Below are 26287 nucleotides of genomic sequence, written 5' to 3'. Positions count from 1 at the left end.
TATATACTGGTATGATCACTCTACCAAGTTGGCAAGAGAAATCATTTCCTCTTTGTCACTGCGTCCTGATTGCCGCAGCGCCCGCCCCGGGTTTCGCCGCGCCGTCGCCGCCTGCGCTCTCGAGGGCGGTGGGATCGATGGCGGCGCGCCGCGACAGCACCTGCCGGCCGGCCAGCGCCAGCACGAAAATGACGACGATGCCCTGAACGATGTCCTGCGCGCCAGGCGGCAGGCCGATGATCTGCATGGTGGTGACGATGAGGATCAGAAGGATGCTGGCGAACAGCGTGCCGAGCGCCGTCGCGGAGCCGCCGAAGATCAGCGTCCCGCCCAGCACCACCGCAGCGATGGATTGCAGGAGATAGGGCTGGCCCATTTCAAGAAAGGCGCCGCCGATATAGGCGCCCAGCAGGAGCCCATTGAGCGAGGCCAGCACCGAGGAGATGATGAACGCCGAGGCGATGACCCGGTTGTTGCGGATCGCTGCCAGCCGCGCCGCCGCGCGGTTCTGGCCGACTGCCGAGAGCAGTTGCCCGTAAACTGTATAGCGTAGCACGAACGACGTTGCGGCGACGCCCAGGATGGCGATGACTGCCATGATCGGCACGCCCGCGACGCGGCCCGTCGCCAGCGTCTTCAACAGCGGACTGACGGCGAAGCCCGATATCGCGCGGTTCGACAGCAGCGTTGCGGTCGCCAGCACATAGCCCGTCGCCAGCGTGGCGATGATGGCCGGTATGTTCAGCCCGACGACGAGCTGCGCGTTGAGAGCGCCGACCGCAAGGCCGAGCAGGATCGCGGCGCCGACGCCGACGGCGAGATTGGCGTCCTGGCCCTTGATGGTCAGCAGCGCCACGAAGGCGCTGAGCGTGATCACCGAGGCCACGGAGAGGTCGATATTCCCGCGCCCGGTGGTGACGACGAACATCTGGCCGATGCCGACGACCGTGAGGAACGAGGCCGACAGAATGATGCCGGACAGGCTTGAGAGGCTGAACCGGTTGGTGACGATGGACAGCACCAGCCAGAGCAGCAGCACCCCGATCGCGGACCAGATCCAGCGGTTTTTCTGCGCCCAAGGGCTGAAGGCGGCAAGCGCGTTCATTGTTCGCTCCTGCGGTCCGCGGTCAGGCTGCGCAAGGTCAGCAGGGCGATGAGGATCAGTCCCTGCGTGGCCGCATTGAAGTCGCTGCTCACGCTCAGCGTGCCGAGCAGGGCGCCGATCAACGCCAGCGTGACCGCGCCGGCGACGGCGCCGACCGGCGAGATGACGCCGCCCAGCAGCGAACAGCCGCCCATCACCACGGCGGCGACGCTGAGCAGCGTGAACGAATTACCGGAATTGATGTCGCTCGCCGTGTTGATCGCCGTCAGCGACAGGCCGGCGGCGGCGGCGAACAGCCCGGCGACGAGGTAGCGCACCAGCGCGTAGCGCGTCGGCGACCAGCCGGAACGGATCATCGCGGTCGGATTGTTGCCGAAACCGCGCAGCACCACGCCGAGGGGCAGCCGGTCGATCACGAACACCACGACCGCCACCGCGGCGATGAGGATGATCGAGGTTGGCACAAAGCCAAGCGACCAGTTGAACATCGCCGAAAGCCATTCGGGGCTGGCGCCGCCCGGCGTCGGCTGCAGCGCATAGCCTATCCCGACCCAGATGAACGAGGCGCCCAGCGTCACGACGATGGCCGGGATCTTGCGCGCCTGGATCAGGCCGCCGAGGCCGGCATAGGCGGCGATCGCCGCCGACAGCGCCAGCGCGCCGAGCCACGGCTGGTCGTAGAGCAGCGTGGCGCTGAGCACGCTGACGAGCCCCGCGAACGCGCCGACGCCGAGGTCGATCTCGCTGCCGCCGACGATGAACATCTGCGCCGCGGTCACCAGCACCAGCGACAGCGCCGGCATGAGCAAGAGGTCGAGCCCGAAAATGGAGGCGACCGCCGGATTGGCCGAGATCATCACGGCCAGTACGGCGGCGAGGCCGATGAAGGGGGCAGCGTTCACCAGCCGGCGGGCAAGCCCGGCGCCAGCAGCGCCGCTGCGCGCGACACCGGCGGCTTTGTCCGCCTGCTGGGCAAAGGACGCTCCAACGATGGCCGATTCCGTGATCGCCTCGCCAGCCAGTTCCTTGACGATGCGGCCGCCGGAAAATACCAGCACGCGATCGCAGGCCAGGAGTTCGGCATCTTCGGTCGTGTGCCAGATGAGCGTGCGCCCGCCTCGCGCAATGTCGTTGCAGAGGCGGTAGAAATCCTGCTTGGTGGCGATGTCGACGCCGCGCGTCGGGTCGTCGAGCAGGACGATCGGCGTGTCGGCGACGAGCGCCCGGGCGACCAGCGCCTTCTGCTGGTTGCCGCCGCTGAGCTCCAATATGTTGGATCCGAAGCGGGTTTCGTCGAGCCGCAGCCGGCCGGCGGCATCGGCCGCTGCCGCGCGGTTGGCGCGGTCCGACACCAAGCCCAGCGCCGGGCGACGCGCCAGGGCGCCGATGCTGATATTGCCCAGCACGCTCCACAAGGGGAACACGCCTTCCTTCTGGCGGTCGCCCGCGATGAAACCGGCTTCACCCTTTCTGACGACGGCCGCATCCGTTCCGGAACCGGGCTTGAAGATTGCGTGCAGCAACTCTTTCTGGCCGCTGCCCTCGAGGCCTGCCAGTCCGATGATCTCACCGCGGCCGATCTCTATGTCGCGGCCGAGTTCAGCCGTCAGGAACCCGGACAGGCGCACCAGCGCTTCGCGGCTGCCGGTGGCGGCGGTACCGTGCTGGTGGATCGAATTGGCGTCGCCTCCCATGAGTTGCACCAGCCTGCCGATCGACGTCTCGGCCACATCGCCGCGCCAGGCCGTGCGTCCATTTCGCAGCACGACCACCTGGGTGGCGATGTCGATGATTTCCTGAAGCTTGTGGCTGATGAAGATGAAGGCGAGGCCGGATTTGGCCCGCTCGCGGATGAAGCCCCGCAACTGTCTCGAGCGATCGAGATCGAGCGAGGAGGTCGGCTCGTCAAGAATGATCAGCTTGACGCCGGGTGTCGCGGCGGCCCGTGCAATCTCGACCATTTGCCGTTCGGCGATGGAGAGGTGGCCGACTTCGGCATTCACATCGATGCCGTTTGCGGGGAAGACGGCGTCCAGCGCCGAGCGGGCGCGCGCCCTGTAGAGTGCCCGCCAGCCCGGCCGGTTGGCGGCATCCGCCGGAATTTCCAGGAAGAAGTTTTCGGCCACCGAGAGGTTGGCGCACAGCGACAATTCCTGGTGCACCATGCGGATGCCGCGGCGCTGTGCCTCCGCCGTGTCGTAGCCGGCGAAGCCGATATTCTGACCGGCAAACGAAATCGAGCCCAGGGTCGGCCACATCGCCCCGCAGAGGATGCGCATCAGCGTCGATTTGCCGGCGCCGTTGCCGCCGACCAGCCCGATGATCTCGCCGGCGGAGACGGCGAGGTCGATCTCTATATTCGCCAGCGTCGGTCCGAAGCTCTTGGTGATCCCGGAAAGCGAAACAACGCTCTGCCGGGTCGGATCGGCGAGCACCGCTGCGGCTGCGCCTTCCGGGGCGGCTACGGCGAGATGGGACATTCGTCCTCCGTTTCTTCACGGGCAGGGACCGGGCGCGGCCGTTCCGCGGCGGCCGGTCCCTGGCGTTGCCAACCTTACTTGCTCAGCAGGTTCTGCTTGACCCAGTCGAGCGAATAGCTGGGGCTGATGATCTGGCCGCCCGGCAGCTTTGCGTATTCCTTGAGGTTGCCGGCATCGACGGTGGCCACCGGCATGATCATCACCTTGGGTGCCTTGGCGCCCTTGAGCAGCGACAGGCCGAGCCAGAACGCGGCGCCGCCAATGCCTGGTGTGGTGTTCATCGAGATCGTCTGGTAGCCGTTCTTGGCGTTCTCCTCGGCCCACCATTTGACGAAGTCGGTGCCGCCGCCGCCTTCGATGATCGGCATCTTGCCGGCATAGTCGCCGCCATACTGGACGAACGCCTGGGCGATGCCGACATCGTCGCTGCCGCCCTGTGCGAGCACGGCGTCGACATGCGGCAGCGAGGGCAGCACGTTGGCGATGGCCGCCTGTGCGACCGACGCGGTCGCCTGGCCGTAGACCGTGGCGACGACCTTGATATCGGGATATTTGGCCAGTACCGACTGTTGCGCGTTGAACATGTCGTTGTCGGGCGCCGAACCCTTCACGCCGCGCACCTGGATGACGTTGCCCTTGCCGCCGATCATCTTGAAAACGGCCTCGGCCTGGGCTGCCTTGTAGCCCTTGAAGTCGAAGTTGAGCTGGTAGTTGCAAGGCGCCGAGGCGACCGAATCGAACGAAACGACGATGATGCCGGCCTTGCAGGCTTTTTCGATGATCCCGTTGACCGCGGTTTCCGAGGCGGCGTCGACAGCGAGCACGTCGACCTTCTTGAGGATCAGTTCGGCGATCTGGCTGTTCTGCTGCGCTACCGAGCCGTCGCCGTTCATGACGATGTAGTCGGCGATCTGACCGGCCGCCTTGGCCTCCTTGGCCGAGGCTTCGAAAGCCTCCACCATCTGGTGCCGCCACGTGTTGCCGTAATAGGCGTTGGCGAGCGCGATCACCGGCGCATCCGGTGACGCCATTGCCGGCACAGCCGAGACGCTGACCAGCACGGCGCCGGCGAGCGCCGCCACGGTTGAAAACTTCATGATATTTCCTCCCAAAAACACCGGCCGATAGGATCGGCCTTGCCATTTCGCTACAGCGTCCATCCGAAAGACGCCATACCAGCTACATGTTATACCAGCATACCAAATAGGCAAGCGGGCACCGCAACCCAATCGCCGAAACCTCCTTTGGATTGTGGACGAGACGAAGCTCGGCCGTCGCTTCGTTCTTTCCTTGGCCAAACAGAGCCGGCCTGCCCCGGCAAGCGGTCCAAAGCCGGCCGTAGACGGACGTTAGGTCATCATATATGTAATGTCAATCGATCGCTCGACCCTTGTCTGCCGACACGACTCGGGATCGACTATGCCGCGAACACCCAGGGAGGGACGGATGGAGCCGGTCCAGAAAAAGAAATTGTATGTGGAGGTGCTTGACCGGCTGATGGCGGCAATCTCGACGTCCGAATTCCCGCCCGGCTCTCAATTGCCGTCGGAAAAGGAATTGATGACGATGATCGGCGTCGGTCGGCCCTCGATCCGGGAAGCGATGTTGTCGCTGCAACAGATGGGACTTATCAGGATCTCGCACGGAGAACGCGCCCGCGTCATCAATCCGACGCCCGATGTGATCGTCGATCAGGTCTCCGCGGCGATGGTCATGATGCTGGCGACGAACTCTCGCGGGCTCGAAGAACTCAAGGAAGTCAGGCTCTTGCTGGAAACGGGCCTAGTCCGGATAGCCACGCGGCGCGCTACGGCCAAAAGTCTGGAACGCCTCGCGGAGACCTTGCGTCATTTGCGCGAGGCAAAGGGCGACCAGGCCCGGTTCGTGGCCGCCGACATGGAGTTCCACGCCGTCATCGCCGAGATGAGCGGCAATTCGATGATAGCGGCGGTGGCGAAGGGAATGCTCGAATGGCTGTCCCGTTTCAAGCGGGATCTGGTGGCGATGAAAGGCGCCGAGCGGCTGACCGTCGAGGAGCACGAGCGGATCTACAAGGCGATTGCCAGTGGTGATGCGGAAGGCGCGAGCGCCGCGATGGCCGACCACATCGGCCGCGCCAACGAACTTTATTCCAAACTGGCCGGCGGCGGAGCCGGCTGAGCGGTCGGCGAATTTTTTTGCCTGGGAAAACTCATGTGATGACATGATATCTTTTTGGTGCTAACGGTCGCTCCATGAACATCATTCCAGCCGGGAAGCCTGCATTGTCCGGTCGCCTCCGCGCCACCTATCTGATCGAAACCCGCTACCCGCTGGAGGTTGCCGCGGCTGCAATGGCGGGCGAACAATCAAGCGGGACGTTTCGTGCCATACCCGGGGAAACGCCGGAGCTGCTGCGCAGGTTCGGAGCCCGCGTCGAATTCATCAGCGATGTTGCCGAGGTCGACAGCGAGGCGTTGCCGTTCTCGCGCTCGCCAAAAGATGCGACCGTGAGGCCGCGCCGGGCCAAGGTGGGCCTTTCCTGGAACATCGAGAATACGGGGACAGTGCTGGCTTCGGTCTGGTCGACGGTTCTCGGCAATCTGTTCGAGCTGCATCATTTTTCGGCCATGCGTCTCCTCGACCTTACCTTTCCCGATGCCTTCGCGGATGCCTATCCAGGGCCCGCTTTCGCCGTTGAGGGAACGCGTCGCCTCACGAGCGTCGAAGGGCGTCCGCTGATCGGCACCATCGTCAAGCCGAGCGTTGGTCTTAGCCCGCAGGAGACGGCGGCCCTGGCCGACACGCTGATTGCCGCGGGCCTTGATTTCATCAAGGACGACGAATTGATGGGAGACCCTCCGCATTCGCCGTTCGAACACCGGTTCGAAGCGGTCATGGCGGTGATAGACAGGCACGCCGACAGGACCGGGCGCAAGGTCATGTATGCGGCCAACATTTCCGGTGACATCGACGCCATGCGTCGCCAGCTGGATCTGATCGAGCGCCGTGGCGGGACCTGCGCCATGCTGGTCCTGAATTCCGTCGGCCTGTCCGCCGTCATCGAGATGCGCCGCCACTCCGCCGTTGCGCTGCACGGCCATCGGGCCGGCTGGGGCCTCTTCAGCCGCTCTCCCGATCTCGGCATGAGCTATCTCGCCTATCAGAAATTCTGGCGCCTGGCGGGCATCGACCACATGCACGTCAACGGGCTGTCCAACAAGTTCTGCGAGCCGGACGAGTCGGTGATGGCGTCGGCCCATGGCTGTCTCACCCCGATGTTCGAACGGGCTGGCCGTCCCGATACCGTCATGCCGGTGTTTTCGTCTGGACAGAGCGCTGTGCAGGCAGCCGAGACCTATACGAGGCTCGGCTCGGACGATTTCATCTACTGCTGCGGCGGCGGGATCATGGCGCATCCAGGCGGGCCGGCCGCCGGCGTCCGAAGCCTGCATGATGCTTTCGAAGCCGCGGCGGCAGGCATTCCCGCGCGCGACTACGCCGCCACGCATCCGGAGCTCGAAGCCGCGCTGCAAGCGTTCGGCTGAATCTGCGCCATCGGCGCGCCATCAAGGCAAATGGGAGAGAAGCAAATGACGACATCCGTGGCGGTGCTTGGAGCCGGAGGGAAGATGGGCTTCCGCGTGACACGCAAGCTGATCGAAGCGGGCTACGATGTCCGCGCCGTGGAGATCGGCGAGGCCGGCCGCAAGCGGCTGGGAGAAGCCGACATCGGCGCCGTCGCCATGGAGGAGGGCATTCCTGGCGCCAAGGTCGTGGTGATGGCTCTGCCGGACAATATCATCGGCCAGGTGGCGCGGCAGATCTCGCCGATGCTTGCCGCGGGCACCATGATCCTCATTCTGGATGCGGCAGCGCCCTATGCCGGCGACTTGCCCGCGGATCGGCCGGATCTCACCTATTTCGTCGGCCATCCCTGCCATCCGCCGCTGTTCGGCGACGAGACGGAGTGGGCCGCGCGTCGCGATTACCATGGCGGCATCGCCAGGCAATCGATCGTGTGTGCCCTGATGCAAGGTCCGGAAGAGCACTATGCGCTTGGCGAGCAAGTGTGCAAGGCCATGTGGTCGCCGATCATCGACAGCCATCGCGTCACCGTCGAACAACTGGCGATCCTGGAGCCGGGCCTGTCCGAAATGGTGGCCATGCCCTTCGTCGACACCATGGTCGAGGCCGTCGAGGAGTGTGAGCGCAAATATGGCATTCCCAGACAGGCCGCGATGGACTTCCTGATAGGCCATCTGAACGTCGAGATCGCCATGTGGTTCGGCTTCTCTCCGAAAGTGCCGTCCGATGCGGCGCTGCGCCTGATGCGGTTCGCCAAGGGGGTCGTGGTCCGGGACGACTGGCGCGAAGCGCTGTCTCCGGCCAAGGTGAAGGAAGCCTCGGAATTGATCGTCTACGGCAAGGGAGCCTGAGCCCTGCCTTCGCCGCGCCGGACCGTCTCGGTATCGACCGCGCTCTTCGATGGCTATTCCATGGAATTGGCCCTCGAGGAGATTGCAGCGGCCGGCGCCCTCCATGTCGAGCCGGCCTTCATCCGTGGTTATGTCGATTTCGATGAAAGCATGTTTGCGGCTGCGCAGGCCGCGAAGCTGCGCCGGGCAGCGGAACATGCCGGGCTGGGGATCAATGCCGTATCGGCTCATCTCGACCTCTCCGGAGCCGATGCCGTCGACGCCTTGTCCCGCCGCATCGGCTTTGCCGCCGGTCTTGGTGCGTCCTTCCTGATCACCAATGCCGGCCCGGCGAGAAACAGCGCGGCGATCCGCAAAACGATCGACGCCCTCCTGCCGAAGCTGGAGGAAGCCGGCATCGTTCTGGCACTCGAGAACCCCGGGCACGGCCAAGGCGATCTGCTCGGCGGCGCCCGGCTGGGGGCAGGCTTCATCCGCGACATCGGCTCGCGACATGTGCGCCTGAACCACGATGCTGGAAATGTCTTTACCTACAGCAACGAAGCGATGCAGCCGGCGCCAGATATCGCTGGTGCCATCGAGGCGATTGGGCATGCCCATCTGAAGGATGTCGCGAGCACCGGCGAGGGATGGGCGTTTTGTGCCATCGGCGACGGCTCGATCGGCTACGGACCGTACTGGGCAGCGCTTCCCGCGACGCTGCCGGTCAGCATCGAACTGCCATTGCGGCTGCAGCGCCCGCAGCGCCGCGATCCCCAGCGGCGAAGCACGCCGGTGGATATCGCCACCATTCGTCGCGCGCTGCGGCGTTCACTGGATTTCGTCAACTCGCTGGAGATCGCAAAGAGCAGCACCTTCTGAACCGCGAAAGGTGGTTCCTGGCCCTTGCGAGAGCCGACTATCCCCGCTCCGGGAACATTGCCTTCAGCCCGTCGCGCGAGGCCTTGGCGACGCCGCGCTCGGTGATCAGACCGGTGACCAGCCGCGCCGGCGTCACGTCGAAGGCGGGGTTTGCCGCGGGCGTCGCTTCCGGCGAGACGCGCACCTGGGCGATCTCGCCGCTCGCGGTCTTGCCCCACACCAGCGAAACCTCGTCGCCGGAGCGTTCCTCGATCGGGATTTCGGCAAGTCCGTCGCCCACCGTCCAGTCGATGGTCGGCGAAGGCAGCGCAACGTAGAACGGCACGTCATTGTCGGAGGCGGCGAGCGCCTTCAGATAGGTGCCGATCTTGTTGCAGACGTCGCCGTCGGCGGTGGTGCGGTCGGTGCCGACAATGACCATGTCGATTGCACCGCGCTGCATCAGGTGGCCGCCGGCATTGTCGACGATCAGCGTGTGCGGCACGCCGTGGCCGGCCATCTCCCAGGCCGTCAACTGGGCGCCCTGGTTGCGCGGCCGCGTCTCGTCGACATAGACATGGACCGGAATGCCGGCCTCCGTTGCCAGGTAGATCGGCGCGGTGGCCGTGCCGTAGTCGACGGTGGCCAGCCAGCCGGCGTTGCAATGCGTCAGGATGTTGACCGTTTCGCCCGGCTTTTTACGCGCAGCGATGTCCTTGATGATGGCGAGACCGTTCTCGCCGATGGCGCGGTTGAGCCCGACATCCTCGTCGGCGATCTCGCTGGCGCGCCGATAGGCGGCGGCAGCCCGTTGTTCCGTCGGAAGCGGCCGCAGGAAGCGCCGCATCTCATCCAGCGCCCAGCGCAGATTGATCGCCGTCGGACGCGTCTCGTGGAGCGTCTCCCAGACGGCATCGAGCGCGGCATCCGACGGATCGTCCGCCATCTGCATGGCGACGCCATAGGCAGCGGTCACACCGATCAGCGGCGCGCCGCGCACCCACATGTCGCGGATGGCGGTGGCGACGCCGTCAACGGTATCGACCTTCACGATACGGAAGTCATGCGGCAGCCAGCGCTGGTCGATGATCTCCACCGAGCGCCCATCGTCGCTCAGCCAGATAGTGCGATAGTGGCGCTCGCCGACGTTCAAATGCGGTTCTCCTGTTCGATCAGCGTGGCGAGGTTGTTGACCTCGTCGATGCTGTGGATATGACGCCTGTTGACGGCGATGTGGCGGCCGAACTTCAGCGCCCTCGCTTCACATGTGGCGCGCAGGTCTTCGTCGGCAATGGTTTCGAAATCGGCATTGTGGGCGAGGCCGAGTATGCGCCGGTGCACCTCGATGCCGGCAAAGCCGAGCAGGTCGTCCCAGATCTGGTGCAGCACATGGTCGAGCGCCTGCTCGGCGCCCAGCCTGTCGCCCTGATCCTCGAACAGGCTCTTCTGGTAGAGCATGCCGTTGCGCTCCGTGCGCCACAGATGCGAGAACTCGGCGCGGAACACCGACCACGTCTGCGCTGTGACATCGAGCAGATAGGCGCGCATGGCGTCGCGCTTGCCGTTCTGCTCATGGCCTCGCTGCGAAAAGAAGGCCATCCAGAAGTTGGCGAGCAGCATGCCGACGTCGAAAGCCATTGGCCCGTAGAAGGCGAACTCTGGGTCGATCATCCTGGTCTCTGTATCGGTGACCATGATCGAGCCGGAATGCAGATCACCATGCAGCAATGTCTCTGCATTGGCGGCGAACAGATGTTTCAGGCGCTGCGCTTCCACCTTGAGGTCGCGGTCGACGCGCAACTCGGCAACCAAGGCGTCGAGCTGCGGCGAGGTGTGGCGGTTTAGCTTGGCGTCGAAATAAGGATCGGAAAACACCAGGTTCTCGGTGATGTCGCACAGCTCGACATTGTCCGCAAACAGGGCCAGATCCGCCTTGCGATCCCTGGTCACCATCGAGAAATCGGAGCCACGAAACAGGGTGCGGGCCATGAACAGCCCGATATCCCTGGCGATGTTGGGCAATTGCCGGCCCTCGATCAGCGCCCGCCGCAAAATGATGTGCGGCGACAGATACTCCATGATGATCAGCGCCTGGGTCTCGTCGAAATGGTAGATGGCCGGCACCGAGCCCGGCGCGCGCGCCTCTTGCCGCGTCAGCGCGTGATATTCGAAGAAGGAACGCTTCAGCGGCAGCGGCCAGCTGTCGCCGACCAGCCGGACGTAGGGCAGGGCCTGCTTGACCACCGCCGCGCCCTTGTCGCCCTCGACGATGAAGACGAGATTCAGGTTGCCGTCGCCGACCTCGCGCACCTTCCAGCGGCTGGCGTCCTCGCCGATGCGCCGGGTGAGCGCCTCGTTAGTGCTGAGCCGCGTGGCGAGCGTCTCCACCGACAGTGGCTCGAACGGCGTCTTTCCGGTCATCCTCACCTCTCCTGCTCGTCCCTCAATAATAGCGGAGCCACGACGGCGGGGCCAAGCTAGGTAGCGCTCTGGCAATTGTCAATCGTGTTGACAATTGCCGATGCAGCCCATAGCGTCACCGTCAGGGAGGAACGCATGGTCGGCAATGCCGTGTTCCGCGTAGAGGGACTGAGGAAATCCTTTGGCCGCAACGAGGTGCTTGGCGGCGTCTCGCTCGAACTCCATGCCGGCGAAGTGACCGTGCTGATGGGCGCCAACGGCGCCGGCAAATCCACCCTCGTCAAGATCGTCAGCGGCGTCTACGAACGCGATGGCGGCACCATGACCTTGGCCGGCCAGGATTTTGCGCCGGGAAGGCCGGCGGAAGCAATCCATGCGGGCGTCGTCACCGTTCACCAGAACATCAATGACGGTGTCGTCGCCGATCTTGACGTGGCCACGAACCTGACATTGGACAGGCTGAGCGGCAAAGGCGCACCGATCCTGTTCAATCCGGTCCGTGTGCGTCGCGAGGCCAAGGCCGTTGCCGACCGCATGGACCTGGCGATCGACTTGAAGGCGCGCGTCAGCGATCTCTCGCTGGCCGATCGCCAGATGGTGGCGATTGCCCGCGCGCTGGCACATCAGCCGAAAGTGCTGATCCTCGACGAACCGACCTCATCGCTATCGAGCGCCGAAGCCGATCGGCTTTTTGCGCTGGTCGACAGGCTGCGCGCGCAAGGCGTGGCGATCCTCTACATCTCGCACCGGATGTCCGATATCAGGCGGCTTGCCGACCGCATTGTCTCGATGCGCGACGGCGCCGTGTCCGGCGTCTTCGACAAGAAGCCGCTCGACTACGAAGGCGCGGTCAATGCCATGCTCGGCCGCAAGATCCACCTCGACCAGATCGTCGCCAGGCATTCGGCCCGGGCGGTGCTAACCGTCGAGGGCCTGCGTATCGCCCAGGGCGCCAGGCCGATATCGCTGACGCTTGGCGACGGCGAGGTCGTCGCCGTCACCGGGCTGGTTGGTGTCGGCAAGACAGCGCTTGCCGAGACGCTGTTCGGCGTGCGCAGGCCTCTCGCCGGCACCATGACGATGAACGGCAAGCCCTACGCGCCGCGCTCGGCCGGCGATGCGATCGCCGCCGGCGTCTTCCTCGTCGCCAAGGATCGCGCCACCAGCGGCATCGTCGGCGGCTTCAACATCGAGCGCAATGTCAGCCTGCCGTTCCTGAGGCGGATGTCGAACCTGGGCGTGCTCAAGCGCCGCCGGGAACGCGCCACGGCGCGCCGGCAGATCCAGGAATTGGGCATCGTCTGCCGCTCCGAGAAGGACGAAATGTCGGCATTGTCCGGTGGCAACCAGCAGAAGGTGATGGTTGCCCGCTGGATGGCGCAGGATGCGAGCCTGTTCATTCTCGACGAGCCGTTTCAAGGTGTCGACATCTCGGCCAGGCGCGACATCGCAGCCAAGCTGAGGGCAAGCGCCAATGGCCGCGCGACGCTTTTGTTCGTCACCGAACTCGACGAGGCGCTGGAGACGGCCGACCGTATCCTGGTGATGTCGGAGCAGACCATCGTCGGCGAACACCGCAACGCGGACGTCGATCTCGATCGCCTGCTGGCCGAGGTGGCCGGCGGGCTGCCGCACCGCGCGGCTTGACCGGCTGGAATTGAAGAACTGGCGACGACAATTGGAATGGAGAGCATGGGTTCGAGTTGGGTAAAAATGGCAGCGGCGCGCGGGAGCGCTGAATGACGCAGCGCAACCACGCCATCCGCTACGGTTTCATCGTCCTGTTGTTCGGGCTCGTCGCTTATTTCGCGATCGCCGCCGACGGTTTCGTTTCGCCGCAAAGTGCGGTCTTCATCTTCCAGTCGGTCGCCATCACCGGCGTGCTGGCGCTTGGCGTCACCGCCACGCTGGTCGTTGGCGGTTTCGACCTGTCGATCGGCTCGGTCGCTACGTCAGCCATGATGGCGGCGGCCTATGTCATGGTCGTGCTGGAGCAGAACGCTGTCGTCGCGGTCATCGTCTGCCTGCTGATCGGCGTTATCGTTGGGCTCATCAATGGTTGGTTGATCGTCTATATGCGCGTGCCGGACCTGCTGGCGACGCTCGGCATGATGTTCCTGCTGGTCGGCCTGCAGCGCATCCCGACCGAAGGCCGCTCGATCGCCACCGGCATGACCATGCCCGACGGCTCGGTCGCCAACGGCAAGTTCGGCGAGGCGTTCCTGGCGCTCGGCCGCCACCGCTTCGACTTCTTCATTCCCAATCTCGTTCCGGTCTCGGTCGTCGTTCTGGCGGTGCTTGCGGTGCTGATCTGGTTCTTCCTCGAATACACCCGTTTCGGCCGCATGATGTATGCCGTCGGCTCCAATGAGCGCGCCGCCGAGCTCGCCGGCGCGCCTGTCAAGGCATACAAAATCTGGGCCTATATCATTTCAGGAGTTTTTGCCTCGATCGGCGGTATTTTGCTCGCCGCGCGGCTTGGACGCGGCGATATCGCCTCGGGTAATAATCTTCTGCTCGACGCCGTCGCCGCGGCGCTCATCGGCTACGCGGTTCTCGGCGCCGCCAAGCCGAACGCGTTCGGCACGGCTGTCGGCGCGGTCTTTGTCGGCGTCCTTCTCCAGGGTCTGACGATGATGAACGCGCCATACTACACGCAGGATTTCATCAAGGGCGCCGTTCTGGTCGTCGCCCTTGTCTTCACCTTCGCTCTTTCCGGCAGGGGCAGGACATAGATTTCGACCGGGTTGCATTTCAACAAGTGGAGGAAACGACGTGAACATCACAAGAAGACTTTTGGGCAAGGCAGCGCTCGGGCTCGCCGGCGCGGCGCTGCTGATGCAAGGGACGGCTCTGGCAGCCGACCGCCCGGCGCCGTTCGACAAGCCCGGCGTCAAGATCGCCCTGGTGCGCTATCTCTCGACCGGTGACTTCTTCCAGGCCTATCTGTCCGGCGTCGAGGCGCAAGCCAAGGCCCTCGGCGTCGACCTGCGCGTGCTCGACAGCCGCCAGGACGCCGCCCTCCAGGCCGACATGGTCGATCAGGCCATCGCGCTTGGCGTGCAAGGCATCATCATCCAGCACGGCCTGACGGAATCGATGAAGGACGCCGCCCAGCGCGCGGTCGACGCCGGCATCAAGGTGGTCGCTTTCGACGTCAATGTCGAAAACCCCAAGATCCCGCAGATCGAGCAGTCAGACCGCGACCTTGCGCGCCTCGCGCTGGAGCAGGCGGTCAAGGATAATGGCGATAGCTGGAAGGCCGGCTATGTCTATGTCGCGGGCATCGCCCCGCTCGACCGCCGCAACGAAACCTGGGTCGACGTGAAGAAGAAATATTCGGGCATCAACGAAGTCGCCATGTTCGGCACGCTGGACAACCCGATCGCCAACTCCGTTGCCAACCAGGCGCGCTCGGTGCTGACCGCCCATCCCGACATCAAGGTGATGTTCGCTCCCTATGACGAGTTCGCCAAGGGCGTGAAGATCGCCGTCGACGAGGCAGGCCTGAACAAGGACATCAAGATCTATTCGGCCGACATCTCGACCTCGGACATCGCGGCGATGCGGGAGCCCGACAGCGCCTGGGCGGCAACCGCCGCCACCAACCCGGCCGTCGTGGGCCAGGTCTCGGTGCGTGCGCTGGCGCAGCTGCTCGCCGGCGAAGACCCCGGCCACAACGTCGTCGTGCCGCCGACGCTGATCACCCAGAAGGACCTTCTCGACAAGGACATCAAGAACATGGAGGATCTGTCGGCCAAGCTGCCGCAGTTCGCCCATGCCGATGTCGCGATGCCTGCCTGGATGCCGAACCCGAACGCGAAGTAGGTTCGGCACTTTCGGCGTGCAGAATTACATGTATTGAGAGCCGCCCGCAGCAGATCGCCGTGGGCGGCTATTCCGCAGAGTCACTCTTTGAACAGGTCGGAATGCGAACCGGTACGGGCAAGCTGCAATTCGTCACCGACAACGCGGTAGATCAGGAGCCAGTCCGGCTCGATATGCGCATCTCGAAAGCCTTTCCAGTCGCCTTTCAGAGGATGATCCTTGTACATCGCCGGCAGATCATGCCCGGCGATGAGCAGGCCTAGCAGATCACGCAATTTCCCAAGGTTCTTGCCACGCTTTTCCATACGCTTCACATCCCGGCGAAATTGCCCGGAGCGAATGGGCTCTGGCATGCTTAGAGCCCCAAATCCTTGAACAACTCATCGGCCGAGGCGAAACGCTTTCCTTTGCCTTTCTCCAATTCGGCCATGGCCTTTTGAGTGGTAGCGTTCGGCACTTTTACCGGAAAGGGAAATTCCTTGTCGGCGGCGACGCGGACCAGCAACAGACGAATGGCATCAGAGACCGACAAGCCCATAGCTGCCAAAGCCTCCGTTGCCTGATCCTTCGTCGCGGCGTCGATCCGTGCGCGGACCACTGCATCTGTAGCCATATCGCGACTCCCTTCTGTTGAGCCACAATGTAGCTACAGTGTGCAGATCTTGCAAGCCTACCGCAGCGCCGCCGCGATGTTGCCGCCGTCGACCGTCGTCACGTCGGCGGTGGTCCGGTCGGCCAGCGCGTGATGCAGGAAGGCCTGCGCCACGTCCTGCGCCGTCACCTCCTGGCCGAGCAGATTGCCGGACATGTATTCCTTCTCCGAGACACCGCGCGCGCCCGAACGGCTGGCGATCATGGCGTCGGTCAAGAGGCCGGAGCGGATGCGGTCGGCATTGACGGCGTTGGAGCGGATGCCATGCGCGCCGTAATCAAGCGCGTATTGCCGGGACAGGAACAAAGTCGCGGCCTTCGGCACGCCATAGGCGCCGAATTTCGGCCCCGGATTGACCGCCTGCTTGGAGGTGTTGAACAAAAGCGCGCCGCCGGTGCCTTGTTCGAGCATGATGCGCACCGCGTTCTGCGCCACAGACTGGTGGGCGAAGAAATTGAGTTCGAAGCTCTTGCGCAGCAGCGCGTCGTCAAGTTCGCCGATCCGGCCTTCCCAGGCGGCACCGGCATTGGACACCACTATGTCGACGCCGCCATACACGGCAACGGCCCTGTCGAAGGCTGCACGCACTTGGCGCGGATCGGTGATATCGGCGGCGACGCCGATCGAATTGTTGCCCGCTTTCTTGGCCGCATCAGCGGCTTTTTCGCCATCGAGATCGACGACCACCGCATGGGCGCCATTATCCGCAAACAGCTTGGCGATCGCCGCACCGATCGCACCGGCACCGCCGGTGATCAGCACCACCTGGCCGGTCAGCGGCTTCGGCTTGTTGGAGGCGAGCTTGGCCTGTTCCAGCGACCAGTATTCGAGCGGGAACAGGTCGGCCTTCGAAAGCGGATGGAAACGGCCGACCGCCTCGGCGCCGCGCACGGCCTCGATCCACATTTCGCCGACGTCGGAAGCGATCCTGGCGTCTTTCAGCGTTCGGCCATGGCCGAACATGCCGAGCCCCGGCACAAGCGTCAGTCGTGGCATCGGGTCGAGCATGGTGCGCTTGACGTCGTCGAGCGCGTCATTGGTCTCGAAATAGGCGCGGTATTCCTTGGCGAAGGCGTCGACATGGCTCTTGATGACGGCCTTGTAGTCGCCGGACTTGTCCGCGTCGGGCGCCGGTACCGCCATCGGCCCGGTCTTGATGCGGATCGACAGGTCCGGCGTGGACACGCCGCGTGCGGCATAGTCAGCGATCTCGGCCGAATTGATGAAATCGACGATCGCGTCCGAGGTGCGGAAATCGCTGATCATGCGGTCGAAGCGGCCTTCGCCGCGCGCCACCGCCACGGCTCCGCGCAGCATCGGCGCGACGGAAGCCGGCGACGCAAGCTTTACCGGTAGTGCGGCCTTTGCCGCCTTTGGCTTGGCGTGGCTGGCAATATACGCCTCGGCGACGTTCACATAATGGATCATCCGATCGTAGGCCTGCCTGGCGTCGTCGCCGAAGGTGAAGATGCCGTGCTTGTCGAGGACCAGTCCTTCCACATCAGGATCGGCATCAAAGACGTCGGCCGCCGCCTTGGCGAGGTCGAAGCCCGGCATGATGTAGGGCACGTAGCCCATCTTGGTCCCGAACACCGTCTTCACCAGTGGTTTGCTGTCTTCCTGGTCGACGATCGCCAGTATGGCGGTCGAGTGCGTGTGGTCGACGAATTTGTGCGGCAGGAAGGCATGCAGCAATGTCTCGACCGAAGGATTGGGCGAGGACGGATCGATGAGGTTCGCCCGCTGCAGCGCGACCATGTCCTCATCGGAGAGCTTGTCCAGCGCGCGCGCCTTGAGGAGCGCGCCCATCTTCACCGCCGGCAGGCCCTGCGGCTCGATGACCGCCATGTCCCAGCCGCTGCCCTTGACGCACAGCACGTCCCATTCCTCGCCGACGAGGTCGGTCGCCTTGGTCTTGCAGGAGGTGTTGCCGCCGCCATGCAGCACCAGTCGCGGCTCGCCGCCCAGCAGGCGCGTCGTGTAGACGCGTAGCGCGAGGTCGCGTCCGACGCCTTTCTTTGCATAGTCGGCAACCATCTTCTCCGCATCGCCGTCATTCCACAGGTTTTTCATTAGCTTCGTCCGGTTGCTGTCATAGTGGTGAAACAGGAATGCCGCGACGCCTTGATGACGGCCGCGGCAGGAATGGTCTCTAGGATACCTTTTTGCCTGGCGCTCCGGCATGATCCAGAAGCCGCTGCGCCATATCGGCGCCGACCACCAGATGTGTGCAAAGGCCGCCGGCGATCGCCGCGAGCAGGGGTTCGAACTTGCTGTTCTCCTGCACCACCATCAGCCGCTTCTGGATGGCGCGCAACGAGGAAAGCTCCGCCGAGATCACCCGGCGGTTGTAGCCGCAGTCGAGCACCTTGCCCTCGGCATCGATGATCTGCCCGGCAATGACGCCGGCCGCGCCCGCCTTGCGCAGGTCGGCCATTTCGTCTGATGTCAGCGCGCCGCATTTGACCAGATGGCTGTCGGCATCGACCGCGCCGACCGAATACAGCGCCAGATCGCATTCGTGGATGCTCGACAGCTGTTCGAGGATAACCGGTTCGGCCCGCAGGCCTCGTGCCAGTTCTTCGGTGGTCAGCACCAGCGGCGCGTAGAAATTGATGCCCTTGGCGTTGAGCCGCCGCGCGATCTCCATCGTGCACTGGTCGGGACGATAGGAATAGGGCGCGCCGAGATTGCCGCAGAGCTGCACCACGGTAACATCCTGGAGATCGGCGTAGGACATGATGTCGGCGATCATGTAGACGGTGCGCCCCCAGGCGACGCCGATGCGGTCGCCCTTTTTCACCAATTCAAGAAAGACGCTCGCCGCCAGCACCGCGATATCGGTGGCGGGATCGGCGATATGGCCGTTCTCCGGTGCGATCCAGACCGCGTCGAGACCGAGCGCATCCTCGAGCTTGCGCGCCATGACGTCGTCGGTGAAAAGCTGGGTCGAGGTCGAGATGTTGACGATACCGGTCTCGCGCGCCTTGCGCAGATACATGGCCACCGAGGCGCGGGAAATGTTAAGCTGGCTCGCCACCTGATCCTGGCGCAGGCCATGCGCATAATAGAGCCAGGCGGCCTTGTGGATAAGTTGTTCTGCCGGTCGGATCGCCATGCCGTCTCCTCGGCTGACATTAGTCACGGCTCTCGACAAAAGTCAAACCGCGGGGAGGTACGTGATGCCTTTACGCGCGCCAAATCTAGATCATCATTGCGCCAAACGTGGCCTGTCGTGGCATCGTCGCTGGTGACGCGGCCCGAACCTGTGATTAGAACTTGTCGGCAAAAGGACATTCGGGGAGGACAGGATGGGCAATCCTTACGAACAGGATCTCGACAGGAACGCTGCCAACCATCAGCCGCTGACGCCGCTCACCTATCTGGAGCGGGCAGCCAAGACCTATCCCGATCATGTCGCCATCATCCATGGCCGGCAGCGCGTGACATATCGCGATTTCTGGCACCGTTCGCTGCAGCTCGCCTCGGCGCTTGCCAGGCGCGGCATCGGCAAGGGCGACACGGTGACGGTGATGCTGTCGAACACGCCGCCGATGCTGGAGGCGCATTTCGGCGTGCCAATGACCAAGGCGGTGCTGCATTCGCTCAACACCCGCCTCGACGCCGCCGTGATCGCTTTCCAGCTCGACCATGCCGGGACCAGGGTGCTCATCGTCGATCGAGAATTCTCCGCAGTGGTTCGGCAAGCGCTCGATCTGGCCAAGGTGAAGCCCTTGGTCATCGACTATGACGATCCCGACTACGCCGCGGACGCTCCCTATCCGAAGGGCGGTCGCATCGGCACTCTTGATTATGAGGCCTTCGTTGCCGAGGGCGAGGAGAATTTCGCCTGGTCGATGCCAGACGACGAGTGGGACGCCATTTCGCTCAACTACACCTCGGGCACGACAGGCAATCCGAAAGGCGTTGTCTACCATCATCGGGGTGCTGCGCTGATGGCCTACGCTAACACCGTCCATGCCGGCATGGCCAAGCACGCGGTCTATCTATGGACGCTGCCGATGTTCCACTGCAATGGCTGGTGCTTTCCGTGGACCTTGGCCGTCCAGGCCGGCACCCATGTCTGTCTGCGCTGGGTTCGGCCGAAGCAGATCTACGACGCCATCGCCGACCACGGCGTCACCCATCTGTGCGGCGCGCCGATCGTCATGTCGGTGCTGATCAACGCCAGGGATGAGGACAAGCGCCAGTTCCCGCAAGCCGTCACCTTCAACACGGCCGCCGCGCCGCCGCCGGAAGCGGTGCTCACCGGCATGGCCGATGCCGGCTTCGCCGTCACGCATCTCTATGGTCTGACCGAGACCTACGGCCCGGCAGTGGTCAACGAATGGCACAATGAGTGGGATCATCTGGAGAAGGGGCAGAGAGCCACGAGGAAGGCCAGGCAAGGCGTGCGCTACGCCGCGCTCGAAGGCCTCACGGTGATGGATCCCGAAACGATGACGCAGACGCCCGCCGACGGCAAGACCATCGGCGAGGTCATGTTCCGCGGCAACATCGTCATGAAAGGCTATCTCAGGAATCGCAAGGCGACCGACGAGGCGTTCGCCGGCGGCTGGTTCCACTCCGGCGATCTCGGCGTCATGCATCCGGATGGATATATCCAGCTCAAGGACCGCTCCAAGGACATCATCATTTCGGGCGGCGAGAACATTTCCTCGATCGAGGTCGAGGACGCGCTCTACAAGCACCCGTCCGTTGCGTCTTGCGGCGTGGTGGCGCGGGCGGACGAGAAATGGGGCGAAGTGCCGGTCGCCTATGTCGAGCTGAAGCCCGGCAAGACAGCGACCGAGGCCGAGATCATCGAGCATTGCCGGGCGCTGCTTGCCCGCTTCAAACTGCCGAAAGCGGTGGTGTTCGCCGAGATCCCGAAGACCTCGACTGGGAAGATCCAGAAATTCCGGCTCAGGGAAATGGCAAAGGAGGCGTAGGCCGCATGGCCGCCCTTGCTATGCCCTCGACAATTTGCGGCGGGCCTTGTGACTTCGTCATCCCAGCGAAGCAAGGAGCAAGCGACGCGGCACAGACCCTAGGATCCATGCCCTGACGTCGGTCAAAAATGAGGTGGATCAGGAAGTTACTGTAGCCCACGGCAACCATCCTCGACTGCCGGAGCTCGGCCGCAAGGCCACGGGGATCCTGGGTTTCCGCGACGTCGCTTCGCGAGGCGAGGCACCCCTCGCTGTCACCATCTGTCACCATTTTGTACGCGTACGCCGAATCCGTGTTGACATCTCGTTCCTTTCGATTTACGAGTGACGAAAATCAAAATTCATCACTAGTAAATCGAAAGAGGCTATGTCCGAAACCGCCAACATCGTCGCCGATGCCGCCCGCCAGGAGAATGTGACGCGCATTCTCGATTGCGCCGAGCGCCTGTTCCGGCACTATGGCTACGGCAAGACCAATGTCGCCGACATTGCCCGCGAACTCGGCATGTCGCCAGCCAACATCTATCGCTTCTTTGCGTCCAAGGTCGAAATCCACCAGGCGGTCTGCGGCCGGATGCTCGGGGCCAGCTACAGGATGGCCTACGAGATCATGCATTTGCCGATCAGCGCCGAGGAACGGCTGCGGCGCTACGTGCACGCGCAGTACAAGATGACCATGGAGGTCATGCTCGACGACCAGAAGGTCCATGAGATGGTCATCGTCGCCCTCGAGCGCGATTGGGGCGTCATCGACAAGCATGTCGACAGTATCCACGATCTTTTTGCCGAGGTGATCCGCGAGGGCATCGCGGCCGGCGAATTCAGGGAGCAGGATCCGGTGATTGCGTCGCGCTGCTTCGGCGCGGCCACGGTCATTTTGTGCCACCCGCAGATGGTGGCCCAGTGTCTTGCCAAGACCAACCGGGCAATGCCCGACGACCTCATCGACTATGCGATCAAGGCCTTGAAGAAGTAGCCGCCGCCCGCCGGGCGCCGGCAATGACAATCAATCTCCAGTTTGGGAGTGCTAAGGTGTCTTCGTCCAATTCCATTATCCGCTGGCTGCCGGTTGCCGGCCTGATCGTCGCGGCGCTCGGCCTTGCCGGCTGTTCCCAGGAGAAGGCGGAGGTCAAGGATATCATCCGCCCCGTCAAGGTCGTCGAGATCGGCGCGGCGCAGACCACGCGCCAGCTCGATTATTCCGGTTCGGTGCGTGCCCGCACCGAGATGAATCTCGGCTTCCGCGTTGCCGGCAAGGTCACCGAAAGGCTCGTCGACATCGGCCAGCATGTCACCTCGGGCGACGTCCTCGCCCGCATCGATCCCTCCGATTACGAGCTTTCGGTCAAGAGCACGGCGGCGAGCCTTGACGCCGCCGAGCGCCAGGTCGAGACGGTGGATCTCGCCAGGAAGCGCGCCGAGCAGCTTTATGCCAAGAATTTCGCGCCGAAATCGCAGCTCGAGCAGGCGACGCTGACCTACAACCAGGCGGTCGCGACGCGCGATGCCGCCCGCTCGACGCTCGCCCAGGCTCAGAACCAGGTCCACTACACCGACCTCAAGGCGAGCGAGAACGGCATCGTCACCGCGGTCAGTGCCGACGTCGGCCAGGTGGTCGCTGCCGGCACGCCCGTGATGACGGTTGCCGTCGATGGCGAGAAGGAAGTGCTGATCGCTGTGCCGGAAATGGATATTGCGGGCTTCAGGCCGGGCAAGGAGGTCAAGGCAAGCTTCTGGGCGGACGATGCGCTGACGCTTGCCGGCAAGGTCCGCGAAGTTGCCGGCAGCGCCGACCCGCAGTCGCGCACCTTCGCCGTTCGCGTCTCGCTCCCCAACGACCCGCGCGTGCTGCTCGGCATGACCGCCAACGTGCAGGCGACGGTCGACAGCAAGACCCAGCTGGTCTCGATCCCGCTCAGCGCCTTGGCTGAAAAGGACGGGCAGAAGATCGTCTGGGCCGTCGACCGCGGCAGCGACACCGTGCATTCGCGCCCGGTCAAGATCGCGAACTTCACCGCCGACGGCGTCGCGGTTGCCGACGGCCTCAAGCAGGGCGACGTCGTGGTTGCCGCTGGCACGCAGTTCATGACCGACAATCTGAAGGTCAAGCTGTCCGGCGACAGTCTCCAGCAGTCCGCCTCGGCGGCGGACGACGCTGCCACCAGCAGCCTGCGCTGACAGCCAGGCACAACGAAACCCTCCCTGTCCTGTCGGTGCGAGCCGCAAGACCGGGCAGGCCATGGTTCCGGGCGGCAGGCGCCCGATCGTCGAGACGCCGGCAAGATGGCTCCCCCGCATCATTGTCGCGTCACACGCGATGCGAGTCTCTCCGCTTGAGGGAGCTTCGCCGCCCGGAAGCCAGACGAAGAACGCATGAACGGCATGATGAACCTGCCTTGCAGATCAATTGGACTGGACTGGCGCCATGACCACCGACAGCAGCACTGAAAAGCGGCCTTTCAACCTCTCGCGCTGGGCGATCGGGCATCCGAGCATCGCACGTTTCCTGTTCGGCCTGATCATCCTTGCCGGCGCGCTCGGCCTGATGCGCATGGGCCAGAAGGAAGATCCCGATTTCACCTTCCGCGTCATGGTCGTGCAGGCGATCTGGCCGGGTTCTTCGATTCAGGAGATGGAAGACCAGGTCGTCAACAAGATCGAACGCAAGCTGCAGGAGACGCCGCATCTCGACTTCGTGCGCTCCTATACGCGCGCCGGCAGTGCCATCATCACGGTTCAGATCAAGGGCGACACCAATGCGGCCCAGGTCAACGACGCCTTCTATCAGGTGCGCAAGAAGGTCGGCGACATAGCAGGCGATCTGCCGCAAGGCCTGCTCGGCCCCTATTTCAACGATGAATTCGGCGACACCTTCATCACCTTGCATTCCATCAGCGGCGATGGCTTCAGCTATCCCGAATTGAAGAAGTTCGCCATCCAGGCCCGCGACATGCTGCTGACGACGCCCGGCGTCGAGAAGGCGGTCATCATCGGCGACCAGCCCGAGAAGATCTATATCGACGTCTCGTCCAAGGCGCTGGCCGAGCGCGGCCTGACGCTGACCGACCTGCAGAACGCGATCAAGGGACAGAACAATGTCGACCCGGCGGGCTCGGTCGACACCGGCCTGCGCTCGGTCCGCATTTCGGTCGAGGGCGACGTCACCAGGGCGGCCGACATTCGCGAGCTGCGCTTGCGCGCCGGCAACCAGGTAACGCGCCTTGGCGATATCGCGACGGTGAGCTCGGGGCTGGAGGATCCCTTCGAGCGCAAGTACCGGTTCAACGGCCACGAGAGCGTTCAGCTCGGTGTCGTCATGGCCAAGGGCTTCAACGTCACCGATGTCGGCAAGGACGTCGAGGCGACCTACAAGCGATTCGAGGAGGCGCTGCCCTATGGCGTCTCCGTCGACCAGATTTCGGACCAGCCCGAGGTCGTCAGGGACGCTGTCAGCGAGTTCATGCACGCGCTCGGCGAAGCGCTGCTGATCGTGCTCGTCGTTTCGTTCCTGTCGATCGGCTGGCGCTCCGGACTTGTCATTGCCATCGCCATTCCGCTGGTGCTGGCCGCCACCTTCGCCATCATGTACGAGATCGGCATCGACCTGCAGCGCATTTCGCTGGGTGCCTTGATCATCGCGCTCGGCCTGCTCGTCGACGACGCGATGATCGTCGTCGAGATGATGGAACGCAAGCTGGAGGAGGGGCTGGTCAAGATCGAGGCGGCGAGTTTCGCCTATTCCTCGACCGCATTCCCGATGCTGACCGGCACGCTGATCACCACCGCCGGCTTCATTCCGGTCGGCTTCGCCGCCTCCACCGCCGGCGAATATGTCCGCACGCTGTTCTACGTCGTCGGCATAGCGCTGGTGGTGTCCTGGTTCGTGGCGGTCTATTTCACGCCATGGCTGGGCTATATGATCCTCAAGCAGCGCAAGCATGCCGGCTCCCACCACGACGTCTTCGACACCAGCTTCTATCGCCGGCTTCGCTCGACGGTTACCTGGGCCGTGCGCCATCGCATCATCGTGCTGACGATGACGCTGGTGACCTTCGCCACCAGCCTGTGGGCCTTCCAGTTCATCCCGCAAAACTTCTTCCCGCAATCGTCGCGCCCGGAAATCCTCGTCGATCTCTGGCTGCCGGAAGGCACCAGCATCAAGGAAGTCGAGACGCAGGCCAAGGCGCTGGAAGCCAAGATGATGGACGACAAGGACAAGCGCTTCATCGCCACCTATATCGGTGAAGGCGCGCCGCGCTTCTTCCTGCCGCTGGACCAGCAGCTCAGGAACCCGAACTTCGCCCAGCTTCTTGTGATGGCCAATGACGAGCCGGCGCGCGAGCGGCTGATCGTCAAGCTGCGCACCATCCTGGCGCAGGACTTCCCCTCCATCCGCGGCAAGGTCGATCGCTTGTTCCTCGGCCCGCCAACTGGCTGGCCGGTGCAGATGCGCGTCATGGGCCCGGATCGCCAGGAAGTGCGGCGCATTGCCGACCAGGTGAAGGCGAAATTCCAGGCCAACCCGCTGCTCGGCGCCGTCCATGACGACTGGCTGGAACCTATGCCGGCGATGAAGCTGGTCATCGACCAGGACCGCGCCCGTGCGCTGGGCGTCACCTCGCAGCGCATCCGCCAGATGATGCAGGCCTCCATGTCCGGCGCGCCGCTGGGCGACTTCCGCGACGGCGAGGAAACGGTGTCCATCGTCGCCCGCGAGCCGGATGCCAGCCGCGCCCTGCTGTCCTCGGTCGATTCCATCTATATCCCGACCGATTTCGGCGGCTTCGTGCCGCTGTCGCAGGTGGCCAAGGTGGTGCCGGTGCTGGAGCAAGGCGTCGAGTGGCGGCGCGACCGCTTGCCGACCATCAGCGTGCGGGCGACCTTGCCTGACGGTGTGCAGTCCAACGACGTCGTCACCAAGATGTACAACGACATGAAGGATCTGCGCGACGGGCTTGCGCCCGGCTACAAGATCGAGATCCAGGGCGGTGCGGAGGATTCGGCGGAAAGCCAGGCTTCCATCGCCGCCAAGGCGCCGATCATGCTGGCCGTCATCGTCATTCTCCTGATGATCCAGCTGCAGCATTTCGGCAAGGCGATGCTGGTGCTGGCCACCGGCCCGCTCGGCATCATCGGCGCGGCGGCCGCGCTTCTGATCAGCGGCGCGCCGTTCGGCTTCGTCGCCATCCTCGGCGTCATCGCGCTGCTCGGCATCATCATGCGCAACTCGATCATCCTGGTCGACCAGATCGACCAGGACATCGCGAGAGGCATGGAACGTTCCGAAGCGATCATCGGTTCGGCCGTGCGCCGCTTCCGTCCGATCATGCTGACGGCGATGACGGCCGTGCTGGCGCTGATCCCGATCTCGCGCGGCGTGTTCTGGGGGCCGCTCGCCTACGCCATGATGGGCGGCATCCTTGTTGCAACCGTGCTCACCATCCTGGTGCTGCCCGCTGGCTACGCCCTGTTCTTCGGCCGTGAGCGCAAGAAGGTGCCGACCGACGAACAGACGCCCGAACCGGAAACCGTCGAAGGCGCCGAGAGGCCGCAACTCGCTTTGGCGGCTGAATGAACCAAATCGGCCGGTC

The 26287-nt window shown here is 64.0% G+C and carries 20 protein-coding genes; 11 read left to right on the top strand and 9 right to left on the bottom strand.

The window, feature by feature from the left end; translation table 11 throughout:
* Positions 1-55 precede the first annotated feature (55 nt).
* The 3 genes from FJ964_RS15440 to FJ964_RS15430 all read right to left on the bottom strand — a co-directional run bounded on the left by FJ964_RS15440 (position 56) and on the right by FJ964_RS15430 (position 4682).
* Complete coding sequence (locus FJ964_RS15440; RefSeq protein WP_140551163.1) at positions 56-1105, bottom strand: ABC transporter permease; 1050 nt, start codon at positions 1103-1105, stop codon at positions 56-58.
* Complete coding sequence (locus FJ964_RS15435) at positions 1102-3585, bottom strand: ATP-binding cassette domain-containing protein (RefSeq protein WP_140551162.1); 2484 nt, start codon at positions 3583-3585, stop codon at positions 1102-1104. Before FJ964_RS15435 ends, FJ964_RS15440 begins: the two co-directional genes overlap by 4 nt.
* A 74-nt stretch (positions 3586-3659) precedes the next feature.
* On the bottom strand, positions 3660-4682 hold the full coding sequence (locus FJ964_RS15430) for an ABC transporter substrate-binding protein (protein ID WP_140551161.1): 1023 nt from the start codon (positions 4680-4682) through the stop codon (positions 3660-3662).
* Between the two features lie 349 nt (positions 4683-5031).
* Here FJ964_RS15430 and nanR point away from each other — a divergent pair, with 349 nt between their 5' ends.
* From nanR to FJ964_RS15410, 4 genes are all read left to right on the top strand, one after another.
* Entirely contained in the window at positions 5032-5745 is a 714-nt protein-coding gene (nanR, locus tag FJ964_RS15425; RefSeq protein ID WP_140551160.1) for a transcriptional regulator NanR, read from the top strand.
* 104 nt (positions 5746-5849) lie between these two features.
* The gene (locus FJ964_RS15420; RefSeq protein ID WP_318013078.1) at positions 5850-7112 is read left to right on the top strand and encodes a ribulose-bisphosphate carboxylase large subunit family protein; all 1263 of its coding nucleotides are present in this window, start codon (positions 5850-5852) and stop codon (positions 7110-7112) included.
* 45 nt (positions 7113-7157) lie between these two features.
* On the top strand, positions 7158-8003 hold the full coding sequence (locus tag FJ964_RS15415; protein WP_140551158.1) for a phosphogluconate dehydrogenase C-terminal domain-containing protein: 846 nt from the start codon (positions 7158-7160) through the stop codon (positions 8001-8003).
* Between the two features lie 60 nt (positions 8004-8063).
* The gene (locus tag FJ964_RS15410) at positions 8064-8864 is read left to right on the top strand and encodes a TIM barrel protein (protein ID WP_140551157.1); all 801 of its coding nucleotides are present in this window, start codon (positions 8064-8066) and stop codon (positions 8862-8864) included.
* A gap of 37 nt (positions 8865-8901) precedes the next feature.
* Here FJ964_RS15410 and mtnA read toward each other — a convergent pair whose 3' ends face one another.
* On the bottom strand, positions 8902-9996 hold the full coding sequence (gene mtnA / locus FJ964_RS15405) for an S-methyl-5-thioribose-1-phosphate isomerase (protein ID WP_140551156.1): 1095 nt from the start codon (positions 9994-9996) through the stop codon (positions 8902-8904).
* Positions 9993-11264, bottom strand: coding sequence for an S-methyl-5-thioribose kinase (mtnK, locus tag FJ964_RS15400; protein WP_140551155.1), 1272 nt, complete (start codon positions 11262-11264; stop codon positions 9993-9995). Before mtnK ends, mtnA begins: the two co-directional genes overlap by 4 nt.
* Before the next feature lie 135 nt (positions 11265-11399).
* On the opposite strand from mtnK, the gene FJ964_RS15395 reads away from it, so the two are divergent.
* The 3 genes from FJ964_RS15395 (at position 11400) to FJ964_RS15385 (ending at position 15092) form a co-directional block, all read left to right on the top strand.
* A complete protein-coding gene (locus FJ964_RS15395) occupies positions 11400-12911 on the top strand; it encodes a sugar ABC transporter ATP-binding protein (RefSeq protein ID WP_140551154.1) in 1512 nt (503 codons plus the stop codon).
* A 92-nt stretch (positions 12912-13003) separates the two neighbouring features.
* Positions 13004-13999, top strand: a complete 996-nt coding sequence (locus FJ964_RS15390; RefSeq protein ID WP_140551153.1) for an ABC transporter permease — start codon at positions 13004-13006, stop codon at positions 13997-13999.
* A gap of 40 nt (positions 14000-14039) precedes the next feature.
* The gene (locus FJ964_RS15385) at positions 14040-15092 is read left to right on the top strand and encodes a substrate-binding domain-containing protein (protein WP_140551152.1); all 1053 of its coding nucleotides are present in this window, start codon (positions 14040-14042) and stop codon (positions 15090-15092) included.
* 80 nt (positions 15093-15172) lie between these two features.
* Here the strand turns inward: FJ964_RS15385 and FJ964_RS15380 are convergent, their stop codons facing one another.
* The 4 genes from FJ964_RS15380 to FJ964_RS15365 form a co-directional block, all read right to left on the bottom strand.
* Positions 15173-15445, bottom strand: coding sequence for a type II toxin-antitoxin system YafQ family toxin (locus FJ964_RS15380; RefSeq protein ID WP_140551151.1), 273 nt, complete (start codon positions 15443-15445; stop codon positions 15173-15175).
* Between the two features lie 2 nt (positions 15446-15447).
* Complete coding sequence (locus tag FJ964_RS15375) at positions 15448-15705, bottom strand: type II toxin-antitoxin system RelB/DinJ family antitoxin (RefSeq protein WP_140551150.1); 258 nt, start codon at positions 15703-15705, stop codon at positions 15448-15450.
* Between the two features lie 57 nt (positions 15706-15762).
* Positions 15763-17817, bottom strand: coding sequence for a bifunctional aldolase/short-chain dehydrogenase (locus FJ964_RS15370; RefSeq protein ID WP_140551149.1), 2055 nt, complete (start codon positions 17815-17817; stop codon positions 15763-15765).
* 79 nt (positions 17818-17896) lie between these two features.
* Positions 17897-18862, bottom strand: coding sequence for a sugar-binding transcriptional regulator (locus tag FJ964_RS15365; protein ID WP_140551148.1), 966 nt, complete (start codon positions 18860-18862; stop codon positions 17897-17899).
* 193 nt (positions 18863-19055) lie between these two features.
* Between FJ964_RS15365 and FJ964_RS15360 the strand changes: the two genes are divergently transcribed.
* The 4 genes from FJ964_RS15360 to FJ964_RS15345 all read left to right on the top strand — a co-directional run bounded on the left by FJ964_RS15360 (position 19056) and on the right by FJ964_RS15345 (position 26271).
* Positions 19056-20696: an acyl-CoA synthetase gene (locus FJ964_RS15360; RefSeq protein WP_140551147.1), complete on the top strand. Its 1641-nt coding sequence runs from the start codon at positions 19056-19058 to the stop codon at positions 20694-20696.
* Between the two features lie 367 nt (positions 20697-21063).
* Positions 21064-21672 (top strand): TetR family transcriptional regulator, encoded by a 609-nt coding sequence (locus FJ964_RS15355; protein WP_140551146.1) that lies wholly within the window; start codon positions 21064-21066, stop codon positions 21670-21672.
* Positions 21673-21728: 56 nt separating this feature from the next.
* Positions 21729-22874 (top strand): efflux RND transporter periplasmic adaptor subunit, encoded by a 1146-nt coding sequence (locus FJ964_RS15350; RefSeq protein ID WP_140551145.1) that lies wholly within the window; start codon positions 21729-21731, stop codon positions 22872-22874.
* Between the two features lie 247 nt (positions 22875-23121).
* A complete protein-coding gene (locus FJ964_RS15345; protein ID WP_140551144.1) occupies positions 23122-26271 on the top strand; it encodes an efflux RND transporter permease subunit in 3150 nt (1049 codons plus the stop codon).
* Positions 26272-26287 lie beyond the last annotated feature (16 nt).

The organism is Mesorhizobium sp. B2-3-2 (assembly GCF_006442295.1).
In the GTDB taxonomy this organism is placed as follows: domain Bacteria; phylum Pseudomonadota; class Alphaproteobacteria; order Rhizobiales; family Rhizobiaceae; genus Mesorhizobium.
The sequence above is the reverse complement of the archived record's forward strand: the minus strand, read 5'-3'. Positions and strand labels throughout refer to the sequence as shown.

Excerpts from the sequence above, each read along its gene's own strand:
- FJ964_RS15440 (WP_140551163.1), bottom strand. The coding sequence starts at position 1,105 with ATGAACGCGCTTGCCGCCTTCAGCCCTTGGGCGCAGAAAAACCGCTGG.
- FJ964_RS15435 (WP_140551162.1), bottom strand. The coding sequence starts at position 3,585 with ATGTCCCATCTCGCCGTAGCCGCCCCGGAAGGCGCAGCCGCAGCGGTG.
- FJ964_RS15430 (WP_140551161.1), bottom strand. The coding sequence starts at position 4,682 with ATGAAGTTTTCAACCGTGGCGGCGCTCGCCGGCGCCGTGCTGGTCAGC.
- nanR (WP_140551160.1), top strand. The coding sequence starts at position 5,032 with ATGGAGCCGGTCCAGAAAAAGAAATTGTATGTGGAGGTGCTTGACCGG.
- FJ964_RS15415 (WP_140551158.1), top strand. The coding sequence starts at position 7,158 with ATGACGACATCCGTGGCGGTGCTTGGAGCCGGAGGGAAGATGGGCTTC.
- FJ964_RS15410 (WP_140551157.1), top strand. The coding sequence starts at position 8,064 with ATGGAATTGGCCCTCGAGGAGATTGCAGCGGCCGGCGCCCTCCATGTC.
- mtnK (WP_140551155.1), bottom strand. The coding sequence starts at position 11,264 with ATGACCGGAAAGACGCCGTTCGAGCCACTGTCGGTGGAGACGCTCGCC.
- FJ964_RS15395 (WP_140551154.1), top strand. The coding sequence starts at position 11,400 with ATGGTCGGCAATGCCGTGTTCCGCGTAGAGGGACTGAGGAAATCCTTT.
- FJ964_RS15390 (WP_140551153.1), top strand. The coding sequence starts at position 13,004 with ATGACGCAGCGCAACCACGCCATCCGCTACGGTTTCATCGTCCTGTTG.
- FJ964_RS15380 (WP_140551151.1), bottom strand. The coding sequence starts at position 15,445 with ATGCCAGAGCCCATTCGCTCCGGGCAATTTCGCCGGGATGTGAAGCGT.
- FJ964_RS15375 (WP_140551150.1), bottom strand. The coding sequence starts at position 15,705 with ATGGCTACAGATGCAGTGGTCCGCGCACGGATCGACGCCGCGACGAAG.
- FJ964_RS15370 (WP_140551149.1), bottom strand. The coding sequence starts at position 17,817 with ATGAAAAACCTGTGGAATGACGGCGATGCGGAGAAGATGGTTGCCGAC.
- FJ964_RS15365 (WP_140551148.1), bottom strand. The coding sequence starts at position 18,862 with ATGGCGATCCGACCGGCAGAACAACTTATCCACAAGGCCGCCTGGCTC.
- FJ964_RS15360 (WP_140551147.1), top strand. The coding sequence starts at position 19,056 with ATGGGCAATCCTTACGAACAGGATCTCGACAGGAACGCTGCCAACCAT.
- FJ964_RS15355 (WP_140551146.1), top strand. The coding sequence starts at position 21,064 with ATGTCCGAAACCGCCAACATCGTCGCCGATGCCGCCCGCCAGGAGAAT.
- FJ964_RS15345 (WP_140551144.1), top strand. The coding sequence starts at position 23,122 with ATGACCACCGACAGCAGCACTGAAAAGCGGCCTTTCAACCTCTCGCGC.